Raw genomic sequence first — 17,296 nt, 5'->3', positions numbered from 1 at the left:
TCGGTGTGGGTTCCCTGCGTCACCAGCGAAGGAAACGGAGCGCGGCGAGAGCCGCATGGGACTGTGTCCGGCCTCGCCGGTCACCATTGTCGGGTATCGGCAGTCGTAGACGGTTCCTCACGGTCGGCTGAGGCTCGCGTCGACGCTCGACGCCTGTGCCGTATGGGCGGCGAGTCGGCGTCGATTGACGCCGACTCACCGCACCTGCAAACTACTATCATTCATAGTAGATGGTGGGGTGGTATCCGCTGACCGGGAGAGGGATGACGACTGTGACGATGCGTGACTGGCCGGCGCGGCGTTGGGTGGCCGCGTTACTGGGCGCGACGGTGGCCGCGCTGGTCGTGGCGATCCCCACCGGGATCATCCACACTGCGTTCTACGTTCGAATGACCCCGGTGTTGTGGTGGAACTATCCGGTGTGGATTGCCACCGCAGTTCTCAGTGGCCTCATTCTTGCGACATACGTGAGCACTGGGCTGGCGTCGTCGGTTTCTTCCCGTGTAGGGGTCAGTGCGAATGCGTTGTCGTTGTTGGCAGTCGGATGTCCGATATGCAACAAACTGGTAGTGGTGGCGGTCGGGGTGAGCGGTGCTCTGGATCTATGGGCACCCGTGCAGCCCGTAATCGGAGTGATGTCGGTGGGGGTGATGGTGTGGGCTCTTCGACTGCGAATCCGCGGGGAACGCGCGTGCCCTACTTCTCGCGTAGGTCAGGAGTTCGGCAACTCCGCTGGCTTTGGCGGTGCAGGCGCAGCAAAATTGTAGGATTTCTCGCCACGTCCTATCCGCGGTCCGGCAGCAACAGACGACGAAGGCGACCGCTTCTCGATGCGCCATCTGCGGTGTTGGGCTGTGCCTGCGACACCGGCAGGCGGGCGTCGGCCAGCAATCCTGCCACCCCGGCGGCCACGCAGGCCGACGTCACCACTATCAATGCCGGATTCGTTCGCCCGGTCAAAGCGTCCCCGAACAGCACCGCGGCGATCGTACCGGGCAGAATCCCCACGACAGTGGCCGTCGTGTAGGGCAGCAGGCGCACCGCGGAGAGTCCGGAGCAGTAGTTGACCAGGGCGAACGGTGCCGGGGCAATGAGCCGCAAGGACCCGACGGCCAGCCACCCCCGCCGAGCCAACCGGGCATCGATGGACTTGACCGCAGGATTCGTCAGCCGCTCCTGCACCGCGGTGCGCCCGAGCGCGCGCACCAGCAGCAACGCCAGCACAGCGCTGACAGTTGTGGCGGCGATCGTGACGGCGACCCCGGTGGCGGGACCGAACAACAGTCCGGCGCTGAGGGTGAACACCGTGCGCGGTACCGGGGCAATCGTCAACACCGCCTGGGTCAGAAAGAACACCACCACGAACGACGGGCCCATCGACTCCGCCCACTCGCGCACCACAATGATCGACGGGCGGGGTACGAGGGCGGCAGCCACTGCCAGTATTGCCAGCGCTGCCACGGTGGCGAGGACTCGGCGATCGCGCAGAATCGCCGATACGGTTTCGGTCATGACGGTCTCTGCCTGCGCCGCCTCGCCGAGGTTTCCGACAAGCACGCGGGAGTGGACGGCGAGGAATGGCTTCGCACTGCCGGTGCTCAGGAGCGGACGAGCCGTGAGATCGCGTCGGTGGCCTCTTTGATCTTCGCGTCGGCTTGGGGACCGCCGGCGATGGCGGCGTCGACCACGCAGTGGCTGATGTGAGCTTCGAGCAGGCCCATGGCCACCGCCTGCAAGGCTTTGGTCATCGCCGAGACCTGGGTGAGGATGTCGATGCAGTACTTGTCTTCCTCGACCATGCGCTGCAGTCCTCGGGCCTGGCCTTCGATGCGCTTGAGGCGTTTGAGGTAGGCGTCCTTTTCGGTGATGTAGCCGTGCGCGGCGTGATCATGGCCGTCGGTCTCGGCGGGTGCCTGCGCGGCCGCGGGAGTGGCCATGGTGTCCTCCTGGAATCCGAGTGTCATGCCGAGCATCCTCGATTATGCCCGCCCGGGGTATGGCGCGAGAGGGTCGGTCCGTCGAGTCGTCGCTGGGCCGCCGCCGCAGCGCACATCACCGCGCAGCGGGCCACCGCTCGGGTCGCCGGGTGCCGGGTGATCTGCACCAAGGTCGTTGTCACGAAGGACATGGCCCTCTCCTTTCGTAGGCTGCATCGGGGTTGTAGCGGTGGGGTGGGGTGGCGCGCCTGCATGCCACGCCCACCCCAGCCTTTTGGGTGCTTGTTCTACCCGCGCGGTTATCCGGTGAGGGACTTGAACCGGCGCAACCGCAAGCTGTTGCTGACCACGAACACCGACGAGAACGCCATCGCTGCACCGGCCAGCATCGGATTGAGCAGCCCGGCCGCAGCCAAGGGGAGGGCGGCCACGTTGTAGGCGAACGCCCAGAACAAGTTGCCCTTGATGGTGCCCAACGTTCGGCGGGACAGGCGGATAGCATCCGCTGCTGCGCGCAGATCACCGCGCACCAACGTCAGATCGCTGGCTTCGATCGCAACGTCGGTACCGGTGCCCATCGCCAGACCGAGGTCGGCCTGCGCCAACGCGGCGGCGTCGTTCACGCCGTCGCCGACCATCGCCACTACCTTGCCCTGCTCCTGCAGCCTTTTGACGACGTCCACCTTGTCTGCGGGCAGCACCTCCGCGATCACTTCGTGGATGCCGACCTGGTCGGCGATGGCACGCGCGGCGGCTGCGTTGTCGCCGGTGAGCATGATCGGCGTCAAACCCAGGCCCCGCAGCTGCTCGATCGCCTCGGCGGAGGTGGGTTTGACCGCGTCGGCGACGACCAGTACTCCGCGAGCCCGACCGTCCCAACCGACTGCGACGGCGGTCTTGCCCTCGGATTCGGCTGCACGCATCGCACTTTCGAGTTCGTCCGGCAGCTGCTGCGCCCGGTCGGCGAGGAGGCGGGCCCGTCCGACGATCATTGCGTGGTCGTCGACTATGCCCTGCACCCCGAGGCCTTCGATATTTATAAACTGCTCCACCGGTGGCAGGGCTCCGACCTTCTCGCGGGCACCTTTGGCGATGGCCTGGGCGATGGGGTGCTCGGACGAATCTTCGAGTGCACCGGCCAGGCGCAGCACCTGCGCGGTGTCCTCGCCGTCGGCGGTGATCACGTCGAGCAGAGTCATCTTGCCGGTGGTGACGGTGCCGGTCTTGTCGAGTACCACGGTGTCGACACGGCGGGTCGATTCGAGCACTTCGGAACCCTTGATCAGGATGCCGAGCTGAGCGCCGCGGCCGGTGCCGACCATCAGCGCGGTCGGGGTGGCCAGGCCGAGGGCACACGGGCAGGCGATGATCAGGACGGCGACGGCTGCGGTGAACGCGGCCGCGATCCCACCGCCGGTGCCGATCCAGAAGCCGAGTGTCGCCGCGGCAAGGGCGATCACGATCGGGACGAAGACTCCGGAGATCTTGTCGGCCAGACGCTGAGCTTGGGCTTTACCGGTCTGAGCGTCTTCGACGAGTTTCGCCATCTGTGCGAGCTGGGTGTCCGAGCCGATGCGGGTCGCCCGGACCACGATTCGGCCACCGACATTGACCGTCGCGCCGACGACCAGATCATCGGGTCCTACCTCGACGGGCACGGATTCGCCGGTCAACATCGAATTGTCGACCGCGGAAGAGCCGTCGGCGACCACGCCGTCGGTGGCGATCTTCTCCCCGGGGCGGACGACGAACTCGTCACCGACGATGAGTTGATCGGTGGGGATGCGCTGTTCGACACCCTCGCGCAGGACGGAGACTTCCTTGGCACCGAGCTCGAGCAGGGCACGCAGGGCGGCACCGGCGCGTCGCTTGGAGCGTGCTTCGAAGTAGCGGCCGGCGAGGATGAAGGTGGTGACTCCGGCTGCGGCCTCGAGGTAGATGTTGCCGGCCCCGTCGGAGCGGGAGATGGTCAGCTCGAACGGGTGTGTCATGCCGGCCGTTCCGGCGGTGCCCCAGAACAGGGCATACAACGACCACCCCAGTGCTGCGATGGTGCCCATCGAGATCAGGGTGTCCATCGTTGAGGTGGCGTGCCGCAGATTGGTGAAGGCGGCCTTGTGGAACGGCCATGCCCCCCACACCACCACGGGTGCGGCGAGGGTCAGGGAAAGCCACTGCCAGTTGGTGAACTGCAGTACCGGAACCATGGCCATCGCGATCACCGGCACGCTGAGCACCAGCGATATGAGCAGGCGTTGGCGCAGCGAGGCGGTGGGGTCGATCTCGGCTGGCCCGGCCGCGTCGGGGTCGGTGGAGGAGGCGGCGGGCGCGGGGACCGTGGCGGTGTAGCCGGCCTGCTCGACGGTGCCCACGAGATCCTCGGTCGAGACATCACCGACGTAGTCGACGCGTGCTTTTTCGGTGGCGTAGTTCACCGTCGCGGTGACACCGTCGAGCTTGTTGAGCTTTTTCTCGATCCGGTTCGCGCAGGAGGCGCAGGTCATACCACTGATGTCGAGTTCGACCCGGCCGTCGGCGGTGGGGTGGTGCGTGACGGGATTCATCGTCGCTCCTCTCGGGGTGTGGTGGTGTGTCAGTGTCCGTGCCCGGCGGGCATCGGCTCCGAGGCGGCGGGCACCGCGGCGTATCTGCTGTCGGTGACCATCAATCCTCCAGGTCTCTGATTGGCGACGGGCCCGCCCGCAGTGGACACCGCGGCGGCGTCGTGAGTCGAGGTGTCGTGTGTGTCGGGTGGTGCGGCACCTTCGGGGCCGAAGGCGTCCCCGGCTCCGAAGGCGAGCCCGAAGACCGCGGCTAGGGCGATGGTGAATCCGACGAACTTCGATGATGCGTTCATCGTGCGAATCTCCTGTCCGGGTCTGGTGTCGATCAGGAGGCGAGCTGGTAGCCGGCCTCGTCGACTGCGTGGGCGATGGCCGTCTGCTCGATCGGGGTGTCCGAGTCGATATCGACTCGGCCGCTCGCGAGGTCGACATTCACGGCGGTCACACCGGGGATGCCGCTGATCTCCTCTCGGACCGAGGAGACGCAGTGCCCGCAGGTCATTCCGGTGACGGTGACGGTGGTGTTCATCGATGCCCTTCTTTCTTCGATTCGGAATGTGATCGAGGTCGTCGCGACCCACTTACAGATTTACCATACCCCCCTACGGTATGCAACGAGATGTGCCGCACCGGTGCTACGGCATGACCCTGGGCACTGACCGGAACACCGCCCTCGGATGCGGGAGCGGCACCCAGAATCGAACGTCGCACCAGAGCCTGCATCGGCGGGCGTCCTCGACTCCGGCTACTACGAACGCGGATTACGCGCGCGCAGAGATGCCCACAATCTTCTCGATGATGTCGCTTCCGTCCTTGCCGACGTCGAATCTCGTGCGGACAGAGTGTTCTTTGGGTGATGATCATCGTCATCGCCATACTGGCCACGATCATGCTCTTCGTATACGAGCGTTCGGCCATCACACCGGTAGTCGGTACGCAGGCAATCCATTCGGCGTTCTGTCGTGGCTGCGCTCGGCGTCGCTGCACTGACCGTACTGGCGTTCGACCTCGGGATGGGTGGCTGGATGCTGCTGCTGTACTACACCGAGACCATGCCACCGGCCACCGACGCTGCGTTCTGGATGCTCATGCAAATCGGTATCGTCCTCGGGGTGGTCACGGGTTACCCCGTCGTCCGTCGCCTCCAACGTCACCGCAACACCCCCGCCTGAGGCGTGGGTGGCCCGCATTCGTGTGAATGCGGGCCACCGGTCGGTGGATAGTCGTGAACGGTGCCGCGTCACACCCTCTGTTCGGCAACCATCGTCGAGGTCTCGGGTGTGGGCAATGCAGGCCACTTCTCGGCGTGCACTGCCGCTAGCCGGTGGCCGGTACCTCGCCGCTTTCGGTCACCGTGGTCTCGGTGGGGGGTGGGGTGAGCCGGTCGGATCGATCGAGCGCATAGAGAGCGGCCACAGATGCCGCCCCGACCAGGGTCAGTATCGCCCAGATCAGTGCACCCAGATGCGCGTCGCTGAGAAGCCCGAAGACGGCTCCTGTACCCAGGTTGCCGAGCAGGATGCCGACCCCGACGATGGTGTTGTAGAACCCGTAATGGGTGGCCACCAGCTTCCCGCCCGACAGGGTCACCACCGTGTCCATCTCGAACGGAAACACCGCGGCGGTGCCGACCGCCAACAGTGCAGCGGTGAACACCAGGGCACCGGCGGCGGCCCACCCGCCCAGCGCGGCCGGGCTCGGCAGCACGATCAGCGGGAGGAACGCCAGCGCCATGATTGCCATACCGACCACCACGCTTCGCCCCGAACCCCACCTGCGGGACAACCAGGACGTGATCCGGAACTGCCCGGCGATCGCGACCACGCCGGAGACCACGAACAACGAGGTCACCAGAGCGGTGTCGGACCTGCCGTTACCGACTACCACCGCAGCCTGCAGCGGCAGCGCAAGATAGATCTGGAACGAAAGCACGTAGGATCCGATCATCGCCAGCGCGAACAGCACGAAGGGTCGGTTGGCCATCACCACCCGCCAGTCCTCGAGTACCGATGTCGTGGCCCCGGTCGTCTCGGCCCGGTGCGCGGGGAGCGTCCAAATCTGCACGATCGTCAGAACAGCAAAAATCGCGGCCGCTGCCAGTGAGGTGACTCGGAAGTCGAGGGTGGTCAGAGCGAGACCGATCAACGGGCCCAGCAGAATCCCGGCCTGATAGAACACGTTGAACACCGCGAACGCCTCGACCCGCCGTGGCCCTGCGTCGGCGGCCAGATACGCCCGCACGGCCGGGTTGAACAGCGCACCGGCGAACCCGGTCGCGGCCGAGGCGAGCAGGATCGCCGGCAGCGATTCCACGGCCGCGAGCAGTACGAAACCGGCAACTCGCAGCAGGCAGCCGGCGACGATCAGGGGTTTGTATCCGAGGCGGTCGGCGAGGGTGCCGCCGAGCAGGAACATCCCTTGCTGGGAGAAGTTCCGCATCCCCAGCACCAGCCCGACCGCCCACGCCGCCAGGCCCAGGGAACCGGCCAGATACCCGGCCAGGTACGGCATCAGCATGTAGAAACCGACGTTGATGGAGAACTGGTTGACCATCAACACCTGGCTGGGCCGGTCGAAGCTACGGAACTTGGTCAGAAAAGTTTTCATCGAACGCTCTCGGTGGGATCGACGACGGTGGGATCGACGACGGTGGCGCACCGCGTCCACGACGTCACAGTCTCATCGGTGGGGTGGGCGATGGTCGTCGGCTCGGTCGGCGGGTCAACGTCGAGCAGGCCGTGCTCGGTGCAGTAGTCGTCGTTGTAGATGGTGTCGAAGTAGCGCTGCGGTCCGTCGGGGAAGACGGCCGCGACCCGGGTCTCCGGCGGGCTGGTGCGAGCGATCCAGCCGGCCGCGAGGGCGACGGCCCCGACGCTCCAGCCGCCGCTGGCGTGGTGCGTCGCCGCCAGGGTGCGGCACGACCACACCGCTTCGTGCGGGGCCACCCAGTGCACCTCGTCGAAGGCGGGATAGTCGATGTTGTCGGGATAGATGCTCGAACCCAACCCGCGCATGAGCCGAGTGCTGGCGGGTTGCCCGAAGATCGTCGATCCGATGGTGTCGACACCGACCAGTTTCAGGTCGGGGCAGAACTGCCGGAGCACCCGGGCCACCCCGGCGGAGTGCCCTCCGGTGCCCACCGAGCAAACCAAGGTGTCGACGCGTCCGAGCTGGGCGATGAGTTCGTGAGCGAGCGACTCGTACGCCTCGACATTGTCCGGGTTGGTGTACTGATCCGGGCACCACGACCCTGGATGTGTATCGAGGAGCTCACGGACCTTCTCACGCCGGGCCTGCTGCCAGCCGCCGTCGGGGTGCGGTGTGGTGACCAGTTCGACGCGGGCACCGTACGCGGCGAGCATCCGGTGCACGATCGGTTCCAGTCCCGGGTCGGTGACGAGGGTGACGGGGTGGTGATGGGTGATCCCGGCCAGGGCCAAACCCAGGCCGAGGGTGCCGCTGGTGGATTCGATGATCATCGAACCGGGAGCGAGGTCGCCGCGGGCCTTTGCTTTCTCGACCATGTGCAGCGCGGGGCGGTCTTTCATCCCGCCGGGATTGCTGCCTTCGAGTTTCGCCCAGAAACCGCGGCCGGAGTCCGCGAACGGTTCACCGATCCACAGAACAGGAGTGTTGCCGACCATCGTGCTCGGTTCCGGGCAGTTCTTGGCGGTCGCCAACATGTGGCCGGCGGAGGACGGTGGCACGAGTGTGGAGCGAACAGCACTGTTCATGAGTAATCCCTGTATGTGACCTGCGAGGGCGCAGTAAGTGAGTGATGGGCAGCACGAACTGGGCCATGAGAAGAGGAGTCCTCGGATGGCCCGCGGGCTGCTGATCAGCACCTGTTGATACAGAGTTCGTTCAAGACGGTTCGGCCGTGCCGGATCGGAATGGGTAGATCCGGTGGGGCTCGCGAAATGCGCGGGGCAGACATCGCCACCAACACCACATCGAAGGCCATCGCGGCGACCGCGGCGATGGTCGATGGGCGGGGCGGGTTGTCGGATCGGGGCATTGCGATGACGGTGTTCGTATCGTGCGCCATGTGGGGCGATCCGACGTCGATGTGCGCGTGGTTCGGGGAGAGTTCCGCGGCGGCCTGAGACGAGGACGAAACGATGTGTACGCCGTCGCTGTGATGGTCCTGTTCCCAGGCGATGCCGCATTGAGCGATGGTGTGAGCCAACAAATACAGGACAGCGGCGACTGCGATAACCGTCCGCAGGCGCGGCGGGCCCAGCACAGAGATTCTCACAACGCCTCGACGGTAGCAGCCGGAAACTGGGTTGGCCCAAACCCATTCAGGGTGCCCCTGATGTGCCGCCGCCGAATCGGGCGGTCACACCGCCCGCCCGCAGGCACCACATGTTTCTGGTCACGTCGAACACGGCCAGGACGATCGGGGCGGTGATCATGATGGCCGCCAGAGCAGATGCACCCGCATATGTCGGCGTGCTGCGGCGCGGTAGAAGCCAGTCTCCATCCCGGGGTCCAGCACGCATCTTGTGCGAGCCGAGGGTGGTCCGTGCACCGGTCGATGCCCGGCCACGAAGGGCACCGCGAAGAAGAAAGGGCACAGCGAAGGTGCGCGGTCGATATCCCGGGGTATGCATCGACGTCGCAGAGGCGCGGTGTCGGCGGGGGAGCCGGTCCGGGCTCACCGCTGTTACTACTATCGTGCATAGTAGTAACCGAGGGTGGTCAGGTGGCGCTATGCCGTACATGAGAAAAGAGCCATGCAGGCATGCTCGATATCGAGTCCAGCGCAACAACAATGAACCGTCACCGACGAACCCGACGTCGTGCGTTCACCGCGATAGCAGGCAGGTCATCGTCCGCGGTATCTGCTGGTGTGCTGTTGTACGCGGGCTTTCCACCTCGGTCGCTGTGGTTCCTCGCGCCGCTGGGTATCGGGGTTCTTGTTCTCGTCATCCGCGGCCGTTCTATCCGGGCGGCATTCTTCTATGGGTATCTGTCGGGGCTTGCGTTCTTTCTGCCCCTTCTGCCCTGGGTGGGCGTCTACGTCGGCGCCCCGCCGTGGCTGGCGCTCGCGGCGATCCAAGCGATAGCAGTGGCACTGTTCTGCGCTGCAGCGGCCGCAGTGTCCGGGTTGCGCTTCGAAGCGCTGTGGATCGCCGCGATCTGGACCGCCACCGAAGGTCTGCGCGCACGGATTCCGTTCGGGGGATTTCCGTGGGGGAGATTAGCTTTCGCCCAAGCAGACGGCCCTCTGCTCTCGCTTGCCGCGTTCGCCGGTGCGCCCGGTGTATCTTTCGCAGTCGCAGTGATCGGCGCGGCACTGGCAAGTGTGGTCCGCCAGGTACGCTCGCCGACGTCGCGATTCGCAGTCGGATCGGTGGCCACTGTAGTGATCGTGCCAGCTCTGGCTTTCGCGCTCACTCCCGCTGGCGACGCAGGCGCAGCGCGTGCGACGGTCGCCGTTGTGCAAGGCAACGTTCCGCGGTTGGGTCTGGACTTCAACTCGCAACGTCGAGCAGTTCTCGACAATCACATCGAGCGAACAAGGCAACTCGGGGACGACATCACCGTCGGCAGTGTGCCCGCTCCCGACCTGGTGATCTGGCCGGAGAATGCATCCGATATCGATCCGCTGCGCAATGCCGACGCCACTGCCGGGATCGACGCTGCAGCGCGGTCGGTCGGGGTGCCGATTCTGGTCGGTGCGGTCCTTGGCAACGACGACGGCACCTCGACGAATACCTCGATCGTGTGGGATCCGGTACTCGGACCGGGGGAGCGACACGACAAACGCAAACTTGTTCCTTTCGGAGAGTATCTCCCGATGCGATCTGTGATGACGGCGTTGTCCTCGTACGCCTCGCAGGCCGGTAACTTCGTTCCCGGGTCGGGCGACGGTGTCGTCGATATCGCCGGAATTCCGACGGCCGTCGCCACGTGTTACGAGGTCGCGTTCGATGACCTGGTCACTGAGTCCGTGCGTGCGGGGGCGCAGCTGATCACGGTCCCCACCAACAATGCGACGTTCGGGCGCACCGACATGACCTACCAGCAGTTGGCGATGTCGCGGCTGCGGGCGGTCGAGCACAACAGGACTGTTCTCGTTGCGGCGACCAGTGGGGTCAGTGCCGTCATCGACCCACAGGGGAAGGTCGCAGATCGTTCGGGCTTGTTCACTGCGCAGACGTTGGTCGCTGATGTTGCCCTGGAAACGAGATCGACGTGGGCGACAAAGCTGGGACCGCTTCCGGAGTACGCCGCGGTCGTTCTTGCTGTCGTGGGGTGTGCTCTCGCATGGAGAAGGCAGCGTTCGCCGGCCGATGGTCTCCGACCGTCGACGTCCGGTGCTACCGCGCTGTGAGGCACGAAACCACTGCGGGGGACATCGAACTACTAACCATGATAGTAATTACCCCACTCGTCGTGTATCTTTTCGTTATCGCGTCGTGATCCGTTCGATACATCAGTGAGGTGCGCACGTCGATGATTACGCCTCGCTCCATTCGATTTCCGAGGACTCTGCTGTGGCACAACACCGTATGACCCGCATGACCGACCGACGTCGACAGTTGATGGACTGTGACGTGCAGGGAGTGGCGGTGACGCCGAGAGGGCGGCATCGCGCTCGGGCGCGCGCCACCGAGCGCCGCGGCAGTGTCGCTGTCGGTATTGCGGTGGCAGCGGGCGCTCTGGTCACGGCGGGTGCCCAATATGCGAGTCCCGCACAGGCGCAGGCAGTCCCCGTGCACGAAGCGACACCGATGCAGGACCCGGTGGCCGAATACTTGCCTCAGATCCTCGCCATACCGGAGATCTCCAATATCAACGATGCGATCGAGCAGTTGGCGAAGGGGCAACGAAGGGCAGAGGAGAGCGCTGCGCGTGATGCAGCGGCGCTGCGACCACTCGTCGTTCGTCCGGTCGCCGGGACCCTGACCTCGGATTTCGGTCCACGATGGGGGACTACGCACACCGGGCTCGACATCGCCAACGCTATCGGAACTCCCGTCTACGCGGCAGCCGACGCTACCGTGCTCGACTCCGGTCCTGCAGACGGATTCGGCCTCTGGGTACGTCTTCAACATGACGATGGAACGACAACGGTCTACGGGCACATCGATCAAACCTTGGTGACAGTGGGGCAACGAGTACAAGCCGGTGAGCAGATCGCCACCGTCGGCAATCGTGGCCAATCGACCGGGCCTCACCTGCATTTCGAGGTCGTCGACGCGGCGGGGAGCAAGGTCGATCCTCAGGAGTGGCTCGCCTCTCGGGGTGTCGCGCTGTCCGACGCGGCTGTTCGGTCGTAGGCCCCCGTTTCACCTCTCGGGCTCGCAGTAGGTACGGCGAACTTACCGGAATGCGGGCGATCGTACTGCGCTCCCGCTGAACATGTCGAGGCACCGAGGGTTCAGGTCTGATGGTGAAAACGAGACCGCAGAGACGCATCCGAAGTCAGTGCAACAGTGCGGAATTCGTTCCCATCGGCGGGCCGTGCGGTCGAGGCTCGGCTACGAGTCACGATCCGAACCGGTGATGGTGGCTCCGCGTTCCGCGAGCCAGGGTCTGGGGTCGACCTTGTTGCCGGCGGGTGTGTCGACCTCGAAGTGCAGATGTGGACCGGTGGAGATACCCCGGTTTCCTACCGTCGCAATTTCTTCACCAGCAGTGACGCGTTGACCTACGGTCACGAGGTTGTCGTTGTTGTGCCCGTAGGTCGTTACGGTGCCGTCATCGTGGCGTATACGCACCCAGAGTCCGAAGCCCTGGGCCGGTCCCGCGCTGATCACCTCGCCGTCCGCAACGGCGACGATCGGTGTACCGGTGGAGTTGGCGATGTCGATTCCTTGATGGGCGCGGCCGTCGCCGAAGGTCGAGGTCAACGTTCCTGTTGTCGGCGCACGATACTTTCCGTTGCTCGACCCTGTTGTGCCGGTAGGGGATTGCGGGGCGGCCGACGAATGATCGCCCGCCTCGGGTGTCGTGGTTTCGGGTGTCGTTGTTTCAGATGACGTGCCGGGTGCCGACGTTTCAGGCACAGTGGCGTCGGGTTCGAGCGCGGGCAGTTCGGGCGTCGCCGAGTCGGCCGACTCGGCGGCCGACTCGGGGTCCTGAGTGTCCTGGGTGCCTTGGGCGGTCGGTTGTTCGGTCGAGGGCTCGGCGTTCGACCTGCCGGGTGGGACCGCCGCATGTGCGCGCGACGAGGTGTGCGGGGTGGCCGGATCGTGGGGAGTCTCGGCGGCCGCGAGTGTGGATGCAAGTGTGGCGACGTCCATCGACGACACCAGTCGGGGGAGAACTGTGGGGTCGATGTCGTCGATCGGCGCGAGACAGGGGATCAGTCGCGAAAGGGCTCCCGTTGGTCCGTCAGCTGTATCGGTTGGCTCCGATCGTGCCCACGAGGCAGGAGACGATGCGGCTCTGTGGGCCGGCCAGGTCGTCGAGAGCACCGTTGGCGCGAATCTCGCGTAGTGCGCCGACGACGAGATCGAGGACCTCCTGTTGGACGTGCGGGTCCGATTGGGCCTGCGCGGGGAAGGCAGGCGGCGGCGCAGCCGGATCGGCGTCCGGGGCTGCAGACGCCGTGGGTGCCAGCGCGAGGATGCCTCCCACGAACGCGGTACCGACGAGGATGCGAGTACCCCACCGAGTTCGGTGCGCCATGTACGAGGACGAGGGTAGAGGTCTCATGTCGGTGGTCCTCCTGGACGGCAACTGCATACCTGGCAGTAATTCAGGTCGCCTTCGAGTCAAGGCGACACGCCGCATCACTATTACACTCTTTCCGCACAAGCACCATCAGTCACAGTGAATTACATCGGTAACATTCGCACCCTGCGACCCATTTCGATCGTCGGGTTGTTTCTCGGGAGCCGGGGTTCATGTACGTAATATCTTCTGCGCCAGAAGGACTCGGCGTCGCTGGACGGCCTTCATCGTGCGCCTCGATGGGGGCGGTCGTCTTCGGCGAACGGCCGGAGAGCTGTGTGCTGGCACTGTGAGGCCCGAGGGTGAAGGGGGCCGCGAAAGCGTTGACGGCGTGCAGGATCCACGTTGCTACTATCGAAGATAGTAGATCGTGTAGTATGACGCTGACAGACCGGAAGACATCGTCGAGGTGAACGAGACAGAGGTGCAGGGTGCAGCGGGTGACGACACGCTGGTCCCTACTTGCGATCATCGTCATCGTGACAGTTGTTGGAGCGCTGGCATTGTGGTCTCGAGATCCCTCGACCCAGTCGGTGGGGTCCGCAGGATCGGCACCTCACGTCGAGGACGAGGATCTCCCGTCGGCAGTGATCGCTACCCGTGCTGCCCTCGAGCCGTGCCCGACCTCGTCGCCGGTTCCGTCCCCCGTAACTGGCGAGCTCGTCGGTACGTCCGCACGATGCTTGGGAACGTCGGACTTATCCGATCTGGGGACCTCCCTGGCTGGGCAACCCACATTGCTCAATGTCTGGGCGTCGTGGTGCGGTCCGTGTAGACAGGAGATTCCGGTTCTGGCCCAGTACGCCGCAGAACCGGATGCGGTTCGGGTCGTCGGTCTCAACGTCCAAGACGATGCCGATGCGGCATTGAGCCTGCTCACCGAGCTGGGAGTGCACTATCCCTCGTTCGATCAGGCCGACGCGGCGTTGCAGACACTTGACGCGCCCCCTGTCCTGCCCCTGAGTTTCTTGGTCCAGAGCGATGGAACGATCGAGCGCATCACCTCGACGCCGGTGTTCTACGACCCGAGTCAGGTGCGGGAGGCGGTAACAGCGCTTGTGCGCTGATCTCAGCACGAGCACGAGCACGAGCACCAGCACCAGCAACGCGGCGAGGATCGAACGCCCGCCGGCGGACGGACTTCTACAGAATTGGGAGATGTGTATGACCGGGCAGCGGGCAGGTGCGTTCTCGCTCACGCGCCGCAACTTTCTCGCGCTGAGCGCGGCCGGAACGAGTGCCGTCGTGTTGGGGGCATGCGGCAATGGCTCGTCCGCAACAGCAGTCGTCGGACCGGACTCCGATGTGGTGGGACAGGCCGAGGACGCGCGCCGCTCGGCTACCGGCAGACAAGTCGATATTTCCTTGAGTGCTCAGCCCAGCACGATCGACCTCGGCGGAGTGCAGGTACAGACCTGGACTTTCGGCGACAGACTCCCCGGTGCCGAGATTCGCCTGAGCCGAGGTGATGTGTTGCGCGCACAGCTCGACAACCGCCTCGAGCAGGAGACGACGATCCATTGGCACGGAATCGCCTTGCGCAACGACATGGACGGAGTGCCGGGCCTGACTCAGCCGGCTGTGGCTTCCGGTGACTCGTTCGGCTACGACTTCACCGTGCCCGACGCGGGCACGTACTTCTTTCACCCTCACGTCGGTACCCAACTCGACAGAGGACTGTATGCACCGCTGATCGTCGAGGACCCCGCCGACGGCTCGGACTACGACCTCGAAGCCGTCCTGGTCCTCGACGACTGGCTCGACGGGGTAGCCGGCGACCCCGATCGAGAACTCGAACGGCTGCGCAGCGAGGGCATGTCGATGGGCGGCATGTCGATGAGCGCGCCCACCGCCCAGTCGCCTCTCGGTGGCGACACCGGCGACGTGAGCTACCCGTACTACCTGATCAACGGCAAGATCGGGGCCGATCCCATCGTGCTCGGCGGACGGCCGGGCCAGCGGCTGCGCCTGCGCATCATCAACGCAGCTGCCGACACGGCCTTCCGTTTCGCAGTGGGGGGGCATCCTCTCACTGTTACTCACAGCGACGGATTTCCGGTTCAGCCCGAGCAGGCGCAATGCTTGTTGATAGGGATGGGAGAGCGTTACGACGCAATCATCACCTTGCAGGACGGGGCGTTTCCGATTGTCGCCGCCGCGGAAGGTAAGGACGGGAGCGGGTTCGCTGTGTTGCGTACCGGGCCAGGCGCCGCGCCGCAGTCCTCAGTCCGGCCTGCCGAACTCTCTGCAGCCCCGGTGATGGCTGATCGACTGAGGTCGCTCGATACGGTCCGCTTGTCCGCACGCGAGCCGGATCGCACGTACGACATCGCTCTCGGGATGGAGATGGGCGGGTACACCTGGACGCTCAACGGTGAGACGTACGAGCAGCACACCCCCCTCGACGTTCGCGAAGGCGAAAGAGTACGACTTCGCTTCGTCAACGCCACCACGATGTTTCATCCCATGCATCTGCACGGACACACCTTCGAGGTTGTCAACGGTGCCGGATCAGGCCCCCGGAAGGACACCTCGCTGGTCTTGCCGAACCAAACTGTCGAAGTCGACTTCGACACCGACAATCCCGGCCAGTGGCTTCTGCACTGCCACAACCTCTATCACGGGGAAGCGGGAATGATGACATCGGTGTCCTACCTGGCGTGAGCCTACGGCCGCATTCGTATTCGAGGCATGCAAACCTCTCGGACCAGGGTGCTCGCTACCGAAGGATCACGTAGCTGGCTCGTTCGACGGGATAGAGTGAACACGCGCCTAGGAGGCACTCATGCAGGGTTTGGGAGAGCTCGAAGCTCTGGTGATGGACGTGGTGTGGAATACCAGCGCCGCAGTCCGGGTTCGTGATGTCATCGATCAACTCGAGGACGGTCGAGAACCGGCGTACACCACGATTCAGACGGTGCTCGACAATTTGCACCGTAAAGGCTGGGTACACCGACAACGCAACGGACGGGCATATTGGTACGAAGCCACCCGAAGCAGGGAAGAAGCCGCCTCCGACGCCTTGCGAATACTTCTCGAATCGACCGGCGACCCGACGAGCGTGCTGCTGCACTTCGCCCGCGGCGCTTCCGATGACGAATCGAAGGTGCTCACCCGCGGTCTGAAAGAGCGTCAGAGGTGACTGCCGTACTCCTGTGGGCCCTCGGTGGGCTGTTGGTTGCGGCTGCCGCGCCATTGCTGATGAGGTCGATGATCGACAGAGGTATCGATGCGCACGTCACGCTCTTGACGTGGTCGGCGCTCGTTGTGGGCACCTTGGTCAGCATTGCGGTACCGGTCGTGCTCAGTGCGATCCCCAGTCATGGGGGCGTGACGACCCTGGTCGACATCGCACACCAATGCTGGCTCGCCCTTCAGGGCGACATACCTGCCCGCGTCGAGGCCATCGTCGGGGTTGTCGGGATTGCGATGTTGGGCTGCGGCGCAGTCCGCTGGATCGTCCACCTGAGGCGCGCAGTGTGTGAGCGACGGCGAGTGTACGAGCGGCACATCGATCTGCTGCGCATCATCGCTGGAGGCGTCGGGTTTTCCGGTTCGAATCAACCCGCGTCGACCTTGTGGCTTCCGTTGGACAGTCCTCTCGCGTACAGCGTCGCGGGACGACCGGCGATGGTCGTGGCCAGCGAGGGGCTGCGTACGCAGTTGACGCCTGCTGAAGTCGAGGCGGTCCTCGCACACGAACGTGCACACATCGATGGCCGGCATCATCTGCTCGTAGGCATTGCCGAGTCGGTGGCCTATGCGTTTCCGTGGCTGCCGATCATGCGGCAGTCCCCTGCACTCGTGCGAGCTCTCGTCGAACTCGACGCGGACGCTCGGGCAGCACGCTCGCACGGGCGAGACCCGGTGCGGCGCGCTCTGACTTCTCTTCGCCCGCACCCTGTTCCCCTGCCCGCCCTCGGTATGGTGTCGGACGCGACCGCTGTACGGCTCGAGCGTCTCGCGGTCGAGCGAACGACCCCACGTGCTTCCTTCCGGTGGGCGCGTGCGTTCGCCGCGTGCACCGCCGTCGCCCTGCCTGCGTTACCAGTAGTGGCCCTGCTGGCGGCCATGACGTTGGCGTCCTGCGCGGTGGGATGAGAC

At 65.0% G+C, this 17,296-nt stretch carries 20 protein-coding genes; 8 read left to right on the top strand and 12 right to left on the bottom strand.

All coding sequences use genetic code 11. The features are described from left to right. The first annotated feature begins 263 nt into the window (after nucleotides 1–263). The gene (locus AABD04_RS20700; protein ID WP_176457804.1) at nucleotides 264–767 is read left to right on the top strand and encodes a hypothetical protein; all 504 of its coding nucleotides are present in this window, start codon (nucleotides 264–266) and stop codon (nucleotides 765–767) included. Nucleotides 768–783: 16 nt separating this feature from the next. Here the strand turns inward: AABD04_RS20700 and AABD04_RS20695 are convergent, their stop codons facing one another. The 6 genes from AABD04_RS20695 to AABD04_RS20670 all read right to left on the bottom strand — a co-directional run bounded on the left by AABD04_RS20695 (nucleotide 784) and on the right by AABD04_RS20670 (nucleotide 5,030). Beyond that, the gene (locus AABD04_RS20695; RefSeq protein WP_045841173.1) at nucleotides 784–1,512 is read right to left on the bottom strand and encodes a TVP38/TMEM64 family protein; all 729 of its coding nucleotides are present in this window, start codon (nucleotides 1,510–1,512) and stop codon (nucleotides 784–786) included. 86 nt (nucleotides 1,513–1,598) lie between these two features. Next, entirely contained in the window at nucleotides 1,599–1,937 is a 339-nt protein-coding gene (locus AABD04_RS20690) for a metal-sensitive transcriptional regulator (protein ID WP_032375786.1), read from the bottom strand. 23 nt (nucleotides 1,938–1,960) lie between these two features. Continuing rightward, a complete protein-coding gene (locus AABD04_RS20685; protein ID WP_155288777.1) occupies nucleotides 1,961–2,128 on the bottom strand; it encodes a hypothetical protein in 168 nt (55 codons plus the stop codon). A gap of 108 nt (nucleotides 2,129–2,236) precedes the next feature. Further along, complete coding sequence (locus AABD04_RS20680) at nucleotides 2,237–4,501, bottom strand: heavy metal translocating P-type ATPase (protein WP_341442305.1); 2,265 nt, start codon at nucleotides 4,499–4,501, stop codon at nucleotides 2,237–2,239. 29 nt (nucleotides 4,502–4,530) lie between these two features. Beyond that, complete coding sequence (locus AABD04_RS20675) at nucleotides 4,531–4,794, bottom strand: hypothetical protein (protein WP_032375704.1); 264 nt, start codon at nucleotides 4,792–4,794, stop codon at nucleotides 4,531–4,533. Nucleotides 4,795–4,826: 32 nt separating this feature from the next. Beyond that, nucleotides 4,827–5,030, bottom strand: a complete 204-nt coding sequence (locus AABD04_RS20670; protein ID WP_032375705.1) for a heavy-metal-associated domain-containing protein — start codon at nucleotides 5,028–5,030, stop codon at nucleotides 4,827–4,829. 418 nt (nucleotides 5,031–5,448) lie between these two features. On the opposite strand from AABD04_RS20670, the gene AABD04_RS20665 reads away from it, so the two are divergent. Continuing rightward, nucleotides 5,449–5,673: a DUF4396 domain-containing protein gene (locus tag AABD04_RS20665; RefSeq protein ID WP_094648397.1), complete on the top strand. Its 225-nt coding sequence runs from the start codon at nucleotides 5,449–5,451 to the stop codon at nucleotides 5,671–5,673. Between the two features lie 145 nt (nucleotides 5,674–5,818). On the opposite strand, the gene AABD04_RS20660 is transcribed toward AABD04_RS20665, so the two are convergent. From AABD04_RS20660 to AABD04_RS20645, 4 genes are all read right to left on the bottom strand, one after another. After that, nucleotides 5,819–7,108 (bottom strand): MFS transporter, encoded by a 1,290-nt coding sequence (locus tag AABD04_RS20660; protein WP_032375707.1) that lies wholly within the window; start codon nucleotides 7,106–7,108, stop codon nucleotides 5,819–5,821. Beyond that, entirely contained in the window at nucleotides 7,105–8,235 is a 1,131-nt protein-coding gene (locus AABD04_RS20655; RefSeq protein WP_094642698.1) for a PLP-dependent cysteine synthase family protein, read from the bottom strand. Before AABD04_RS20655 ends, AABD04_RS20660 begins: the two co-directional genes overlap by 4 nt. A 104-nt stretch (nucleotides 8,236–8,339) precedes the next feature. Next, a complete protein-coding gene (gene lpqS / locus AABD04_RS20650) occupies nucleotides 8,340–8,759 on the bottom strand; it encodes a putative copper homeostasis (lipo)protein LpqS (protein WP_255182256.1) in 420 nt (139 codons plus the stop codon). A gap of 46 nt (nucleotides 8,760–8,805) precedes the next feature. Then, nucleotides 8,806–9,006, bottom strand: a complete 201-nt coding sequence (locus tag AABD04_RS20645) for a hypothetical protein (RefSeq protein ID WP_141215005.1) — start codon at nucleotides 9,004–9,006, stop codon at nucleotides 8,806–8,808. 242 nt (nucleotides 9,007–9,248) lie between these two features. Between AABD04_RS20645 and lnt the strand changes: the two genes are divergently transcribed. Then, nucleotides 9,249–10,844 carry an apolipoprotein N-acyltransferase gene (lnt, locus tag AABD04_RS20640; RefSeq protein ID WP_373454000.1) on the top strand — a complete coding sequence of 532 codons (1,596 nt, stop codon included), beginning with the start codon at nucleotides 9,249–9,251 and terminating at the stop codon, nucleotides 10,842–10,844. 163 nt (nucleotides 10,845–11,007) lie between these two features. Further along, a complete protein-coding gene (locus AABD04_RS20635) occupies nucleotides 11,008–11,793 on the top strand; it encodes a M23 family metallopeptidase (RefSeq protein WP_243597146.1) in 786 nt (261 codons plus the stop codon). A gap of 201 nt (nucleotides 11,794–11,994) precedes the next feature. Here AABD04_RS20635 and AABD04_RS20630 read toward each other — a convergent pair whose 3' ends face one another. Together AABD04_RS20630 and AABD04_RS20625 are read right to left on the bottom strand one after the other, a co-directional pair. Then, the gene (locus AABD04_RS20630) at nucleotides 11,995–12,759 is read right to left on the bottom strand and encodes a M23 family metallopeptidase (protein ID WP_094648452.1); all 765 of its coding nucleotides are present in this window, start codon (nucleotides 12,757–12,759) and stop codon (nucleotides 11,995–11,997) included. Between the two features lie 91 nt (nucleotides 12,760–12,850). Continuing rightward, nucleotides 12,851–13,174: a hypothetical protein gene (locus AABD04_RS20625; protein ID WP_149408140.1), complete on the bottom strand. Its 324-nt coding sequence runs from the start codon at nucleotides 13,172–13,174 to the stop codon at nucleotides 12,851–12,853. A gap of 458 nt (nucleotides 13,175–13,632) precedes the next feature. On the opposite strand from AABD04_RS20625, the gene AABD04_RS20620 reads away from it, so the two are divergent. The 4 genes from AABD04_RS20620 (at nucleotide 13,633) to AABD04_RS20605 (ending at nucleotide 17,293) form a co-directional block, all read left to right on the top strand. Continuing rightward, on the top strand, nucleotides 13,633–14,259 hold the full coding sequence (locus AABD04_RS20620; RefSeq protein ID WP_032375710.1) for a TlpA family protein disulfide reductase: 627 nt from the start codon (nucleotides 13,633–13,635) through the stop codon (nucleotides 14,257–14,259). Between the two features lie 97 nt (nucleotides 14,260–14,356). After that, nucleotides 14,357–15,856, top strand: coding sequence for a multicopper oxidase family protein (locus tag AABD04_RS20615; protein ID WP_094662170.1), 1,500 nt, complete (start codon nucleotides 14,357–14,359; stop codon nucleotides 15,854–15,856). A 121-nt stretch (nucleotides 15,857–15,977) separates the two neighbouring features. Further along, nucleotides 15,978–16,334 (top strand): BlaI/MecI/CopY family transcriptional regulator, encoded by a 357-nt coding sequence (locus AABD04_RS20610; protein ID WP_032375711.1) that lies wholly within the window; start codon nucleotides 15,978–15,980, stop codon nucleotides 16,332–16,334. Next, nucleotides 16,331–17,293 (top strand): M56 family metallopeptidase, encoded by a 963-nt coding sequence (locus AABD04_RS20605; RefSeq protein ID WP_243597147.1) that lies wholly within the window; start codon nucleotides 16,331–16,333, stop codon nucleotides 17,291–17,293. Before AABD04_RS20610 ends, AABD04_RS20605 begins: the two co-directional genes overlap by 4 nt. Nucleotides 17,294–17,296 lie beyond the last annotated feature (3 nt).

This window comes from Rhodococcoides navarretei, from assembly GCF_038069675.1.
Taxonomy (GTDB): Bacteria; Actinomycetota; Actinomycetes; order Mycobacteriales; family Mycobacteriaceae; genus Rhodococcoides; species Rhodococcoides navarretei.
This window is presented reverse-complemented; position numbering and strand designations above follow the sequence as displayed.

Bases quoted from the DNA above. Each gene is read 5' to 3' on its own strand.
- AABD04_RS20670 (WP_032375705.1), bottom strand. From the start codon at position 5,030: ATGAACACCACCGTCACCGTCACCGGAATGACCTGCGGGCACTGCGTC.
- AABD04_RS20610 (WP_032375711.1), top strand. From the start codon at position 15,978: ATGCAGGGTTTGGGAGAGCTCGAAGCTCTGGTGATGGACGTGGTGTGG.
- AABD04_RS20680 (WP_341442305.1), bottom strand. From the start codon at position 4,501: ATGAATCCCGTCACGCACCACCCCACCGCCGACGGCCGGGTCGAACTC.
- AABD04_RS20625 (WP_149408140.1), bottom strand. From the start codon at position 13,174: ATGAGACCTCTACCCTCGTCCTCGTACATGGCGCACCGAACTCGGTGG.
- AABD04_RS20660 (WP_032375707.1), bottom strand. From the start codon at position 7,108: ATGAAAACTTTTCTGACCAAGTTCCGTAGCTTCGACCGGCCCAGCCAG.
- AABD04_RS20630 (WP_094648452.1), bottom strand. From the start codon at position 12,759: ATGGACGTCGCCACACTTGCATCCACACTCGCGGCCGCCGAGACTCCC.
- AABD04_RS20615 (WP_094662170.1), top strand. From the start codon at position 14,357: ATGACCGGGCAGCGGGCAGGTGCGTTCTCGCTCACGCGCCGCAACTTT.
- AABD04_RS20700 (WP_176457804.1), top strand. From the start codon at position 264: ATGACGACTGTGACGATGCGTGACTGGCCGGCGCGGCGTTGGGTGGCC.
- AABD04_RS20685 (WP_155288777.1), bottom strand. From the start codon at position 2,128: ATGTCCTTCGTGACAACGACCTTGGTGCAGATCACCCGGCACCCGGCG.
- AABD04_RS20695 (WP_045841173.1), bottom strand. From the start codon at position 1,512: ATGACCGAAACCGTATCGGCGATTCTGCGCGATCGCCGAGTCCTCGCC.
- AABD04_RS20655 (WP_094642698.1), bottom strand. From the start codon at position 8,235: ATGAACAGTGCTGTTCGCTCCACACTCGTGCCACCGTCCTCCGCCGGC.
- AABD04_RS20675 (WP_032375704.1), bottom strand. From the start codon at position 4,794: ATGAACGCATCATCGAAGTTCGTCGGATTCACCATCGCCCTAGCCGCG.
- AABD04_RS20690 (WP_032375786.1), bottom strand. From the start codon at position 1,937: ATGGCCACTCCCGCGGCCGCGCAGGCACCCGCCGAGACCGACGGCCAT.
- lnt (WP_373454000.1), top strand. From the start codon at position 9,249: ATGCTCGATATCGAGTCCAGCGCAACAACAATGAACCGTCACCGACGA.
- AABD04_RS20645 (WP_141215005.1), bottom strand. From the start codon at position 9,006: ATGCGTGCTGGACCCCGGGATGGAGACTGGCTTCTACCGCGCCGCAGC.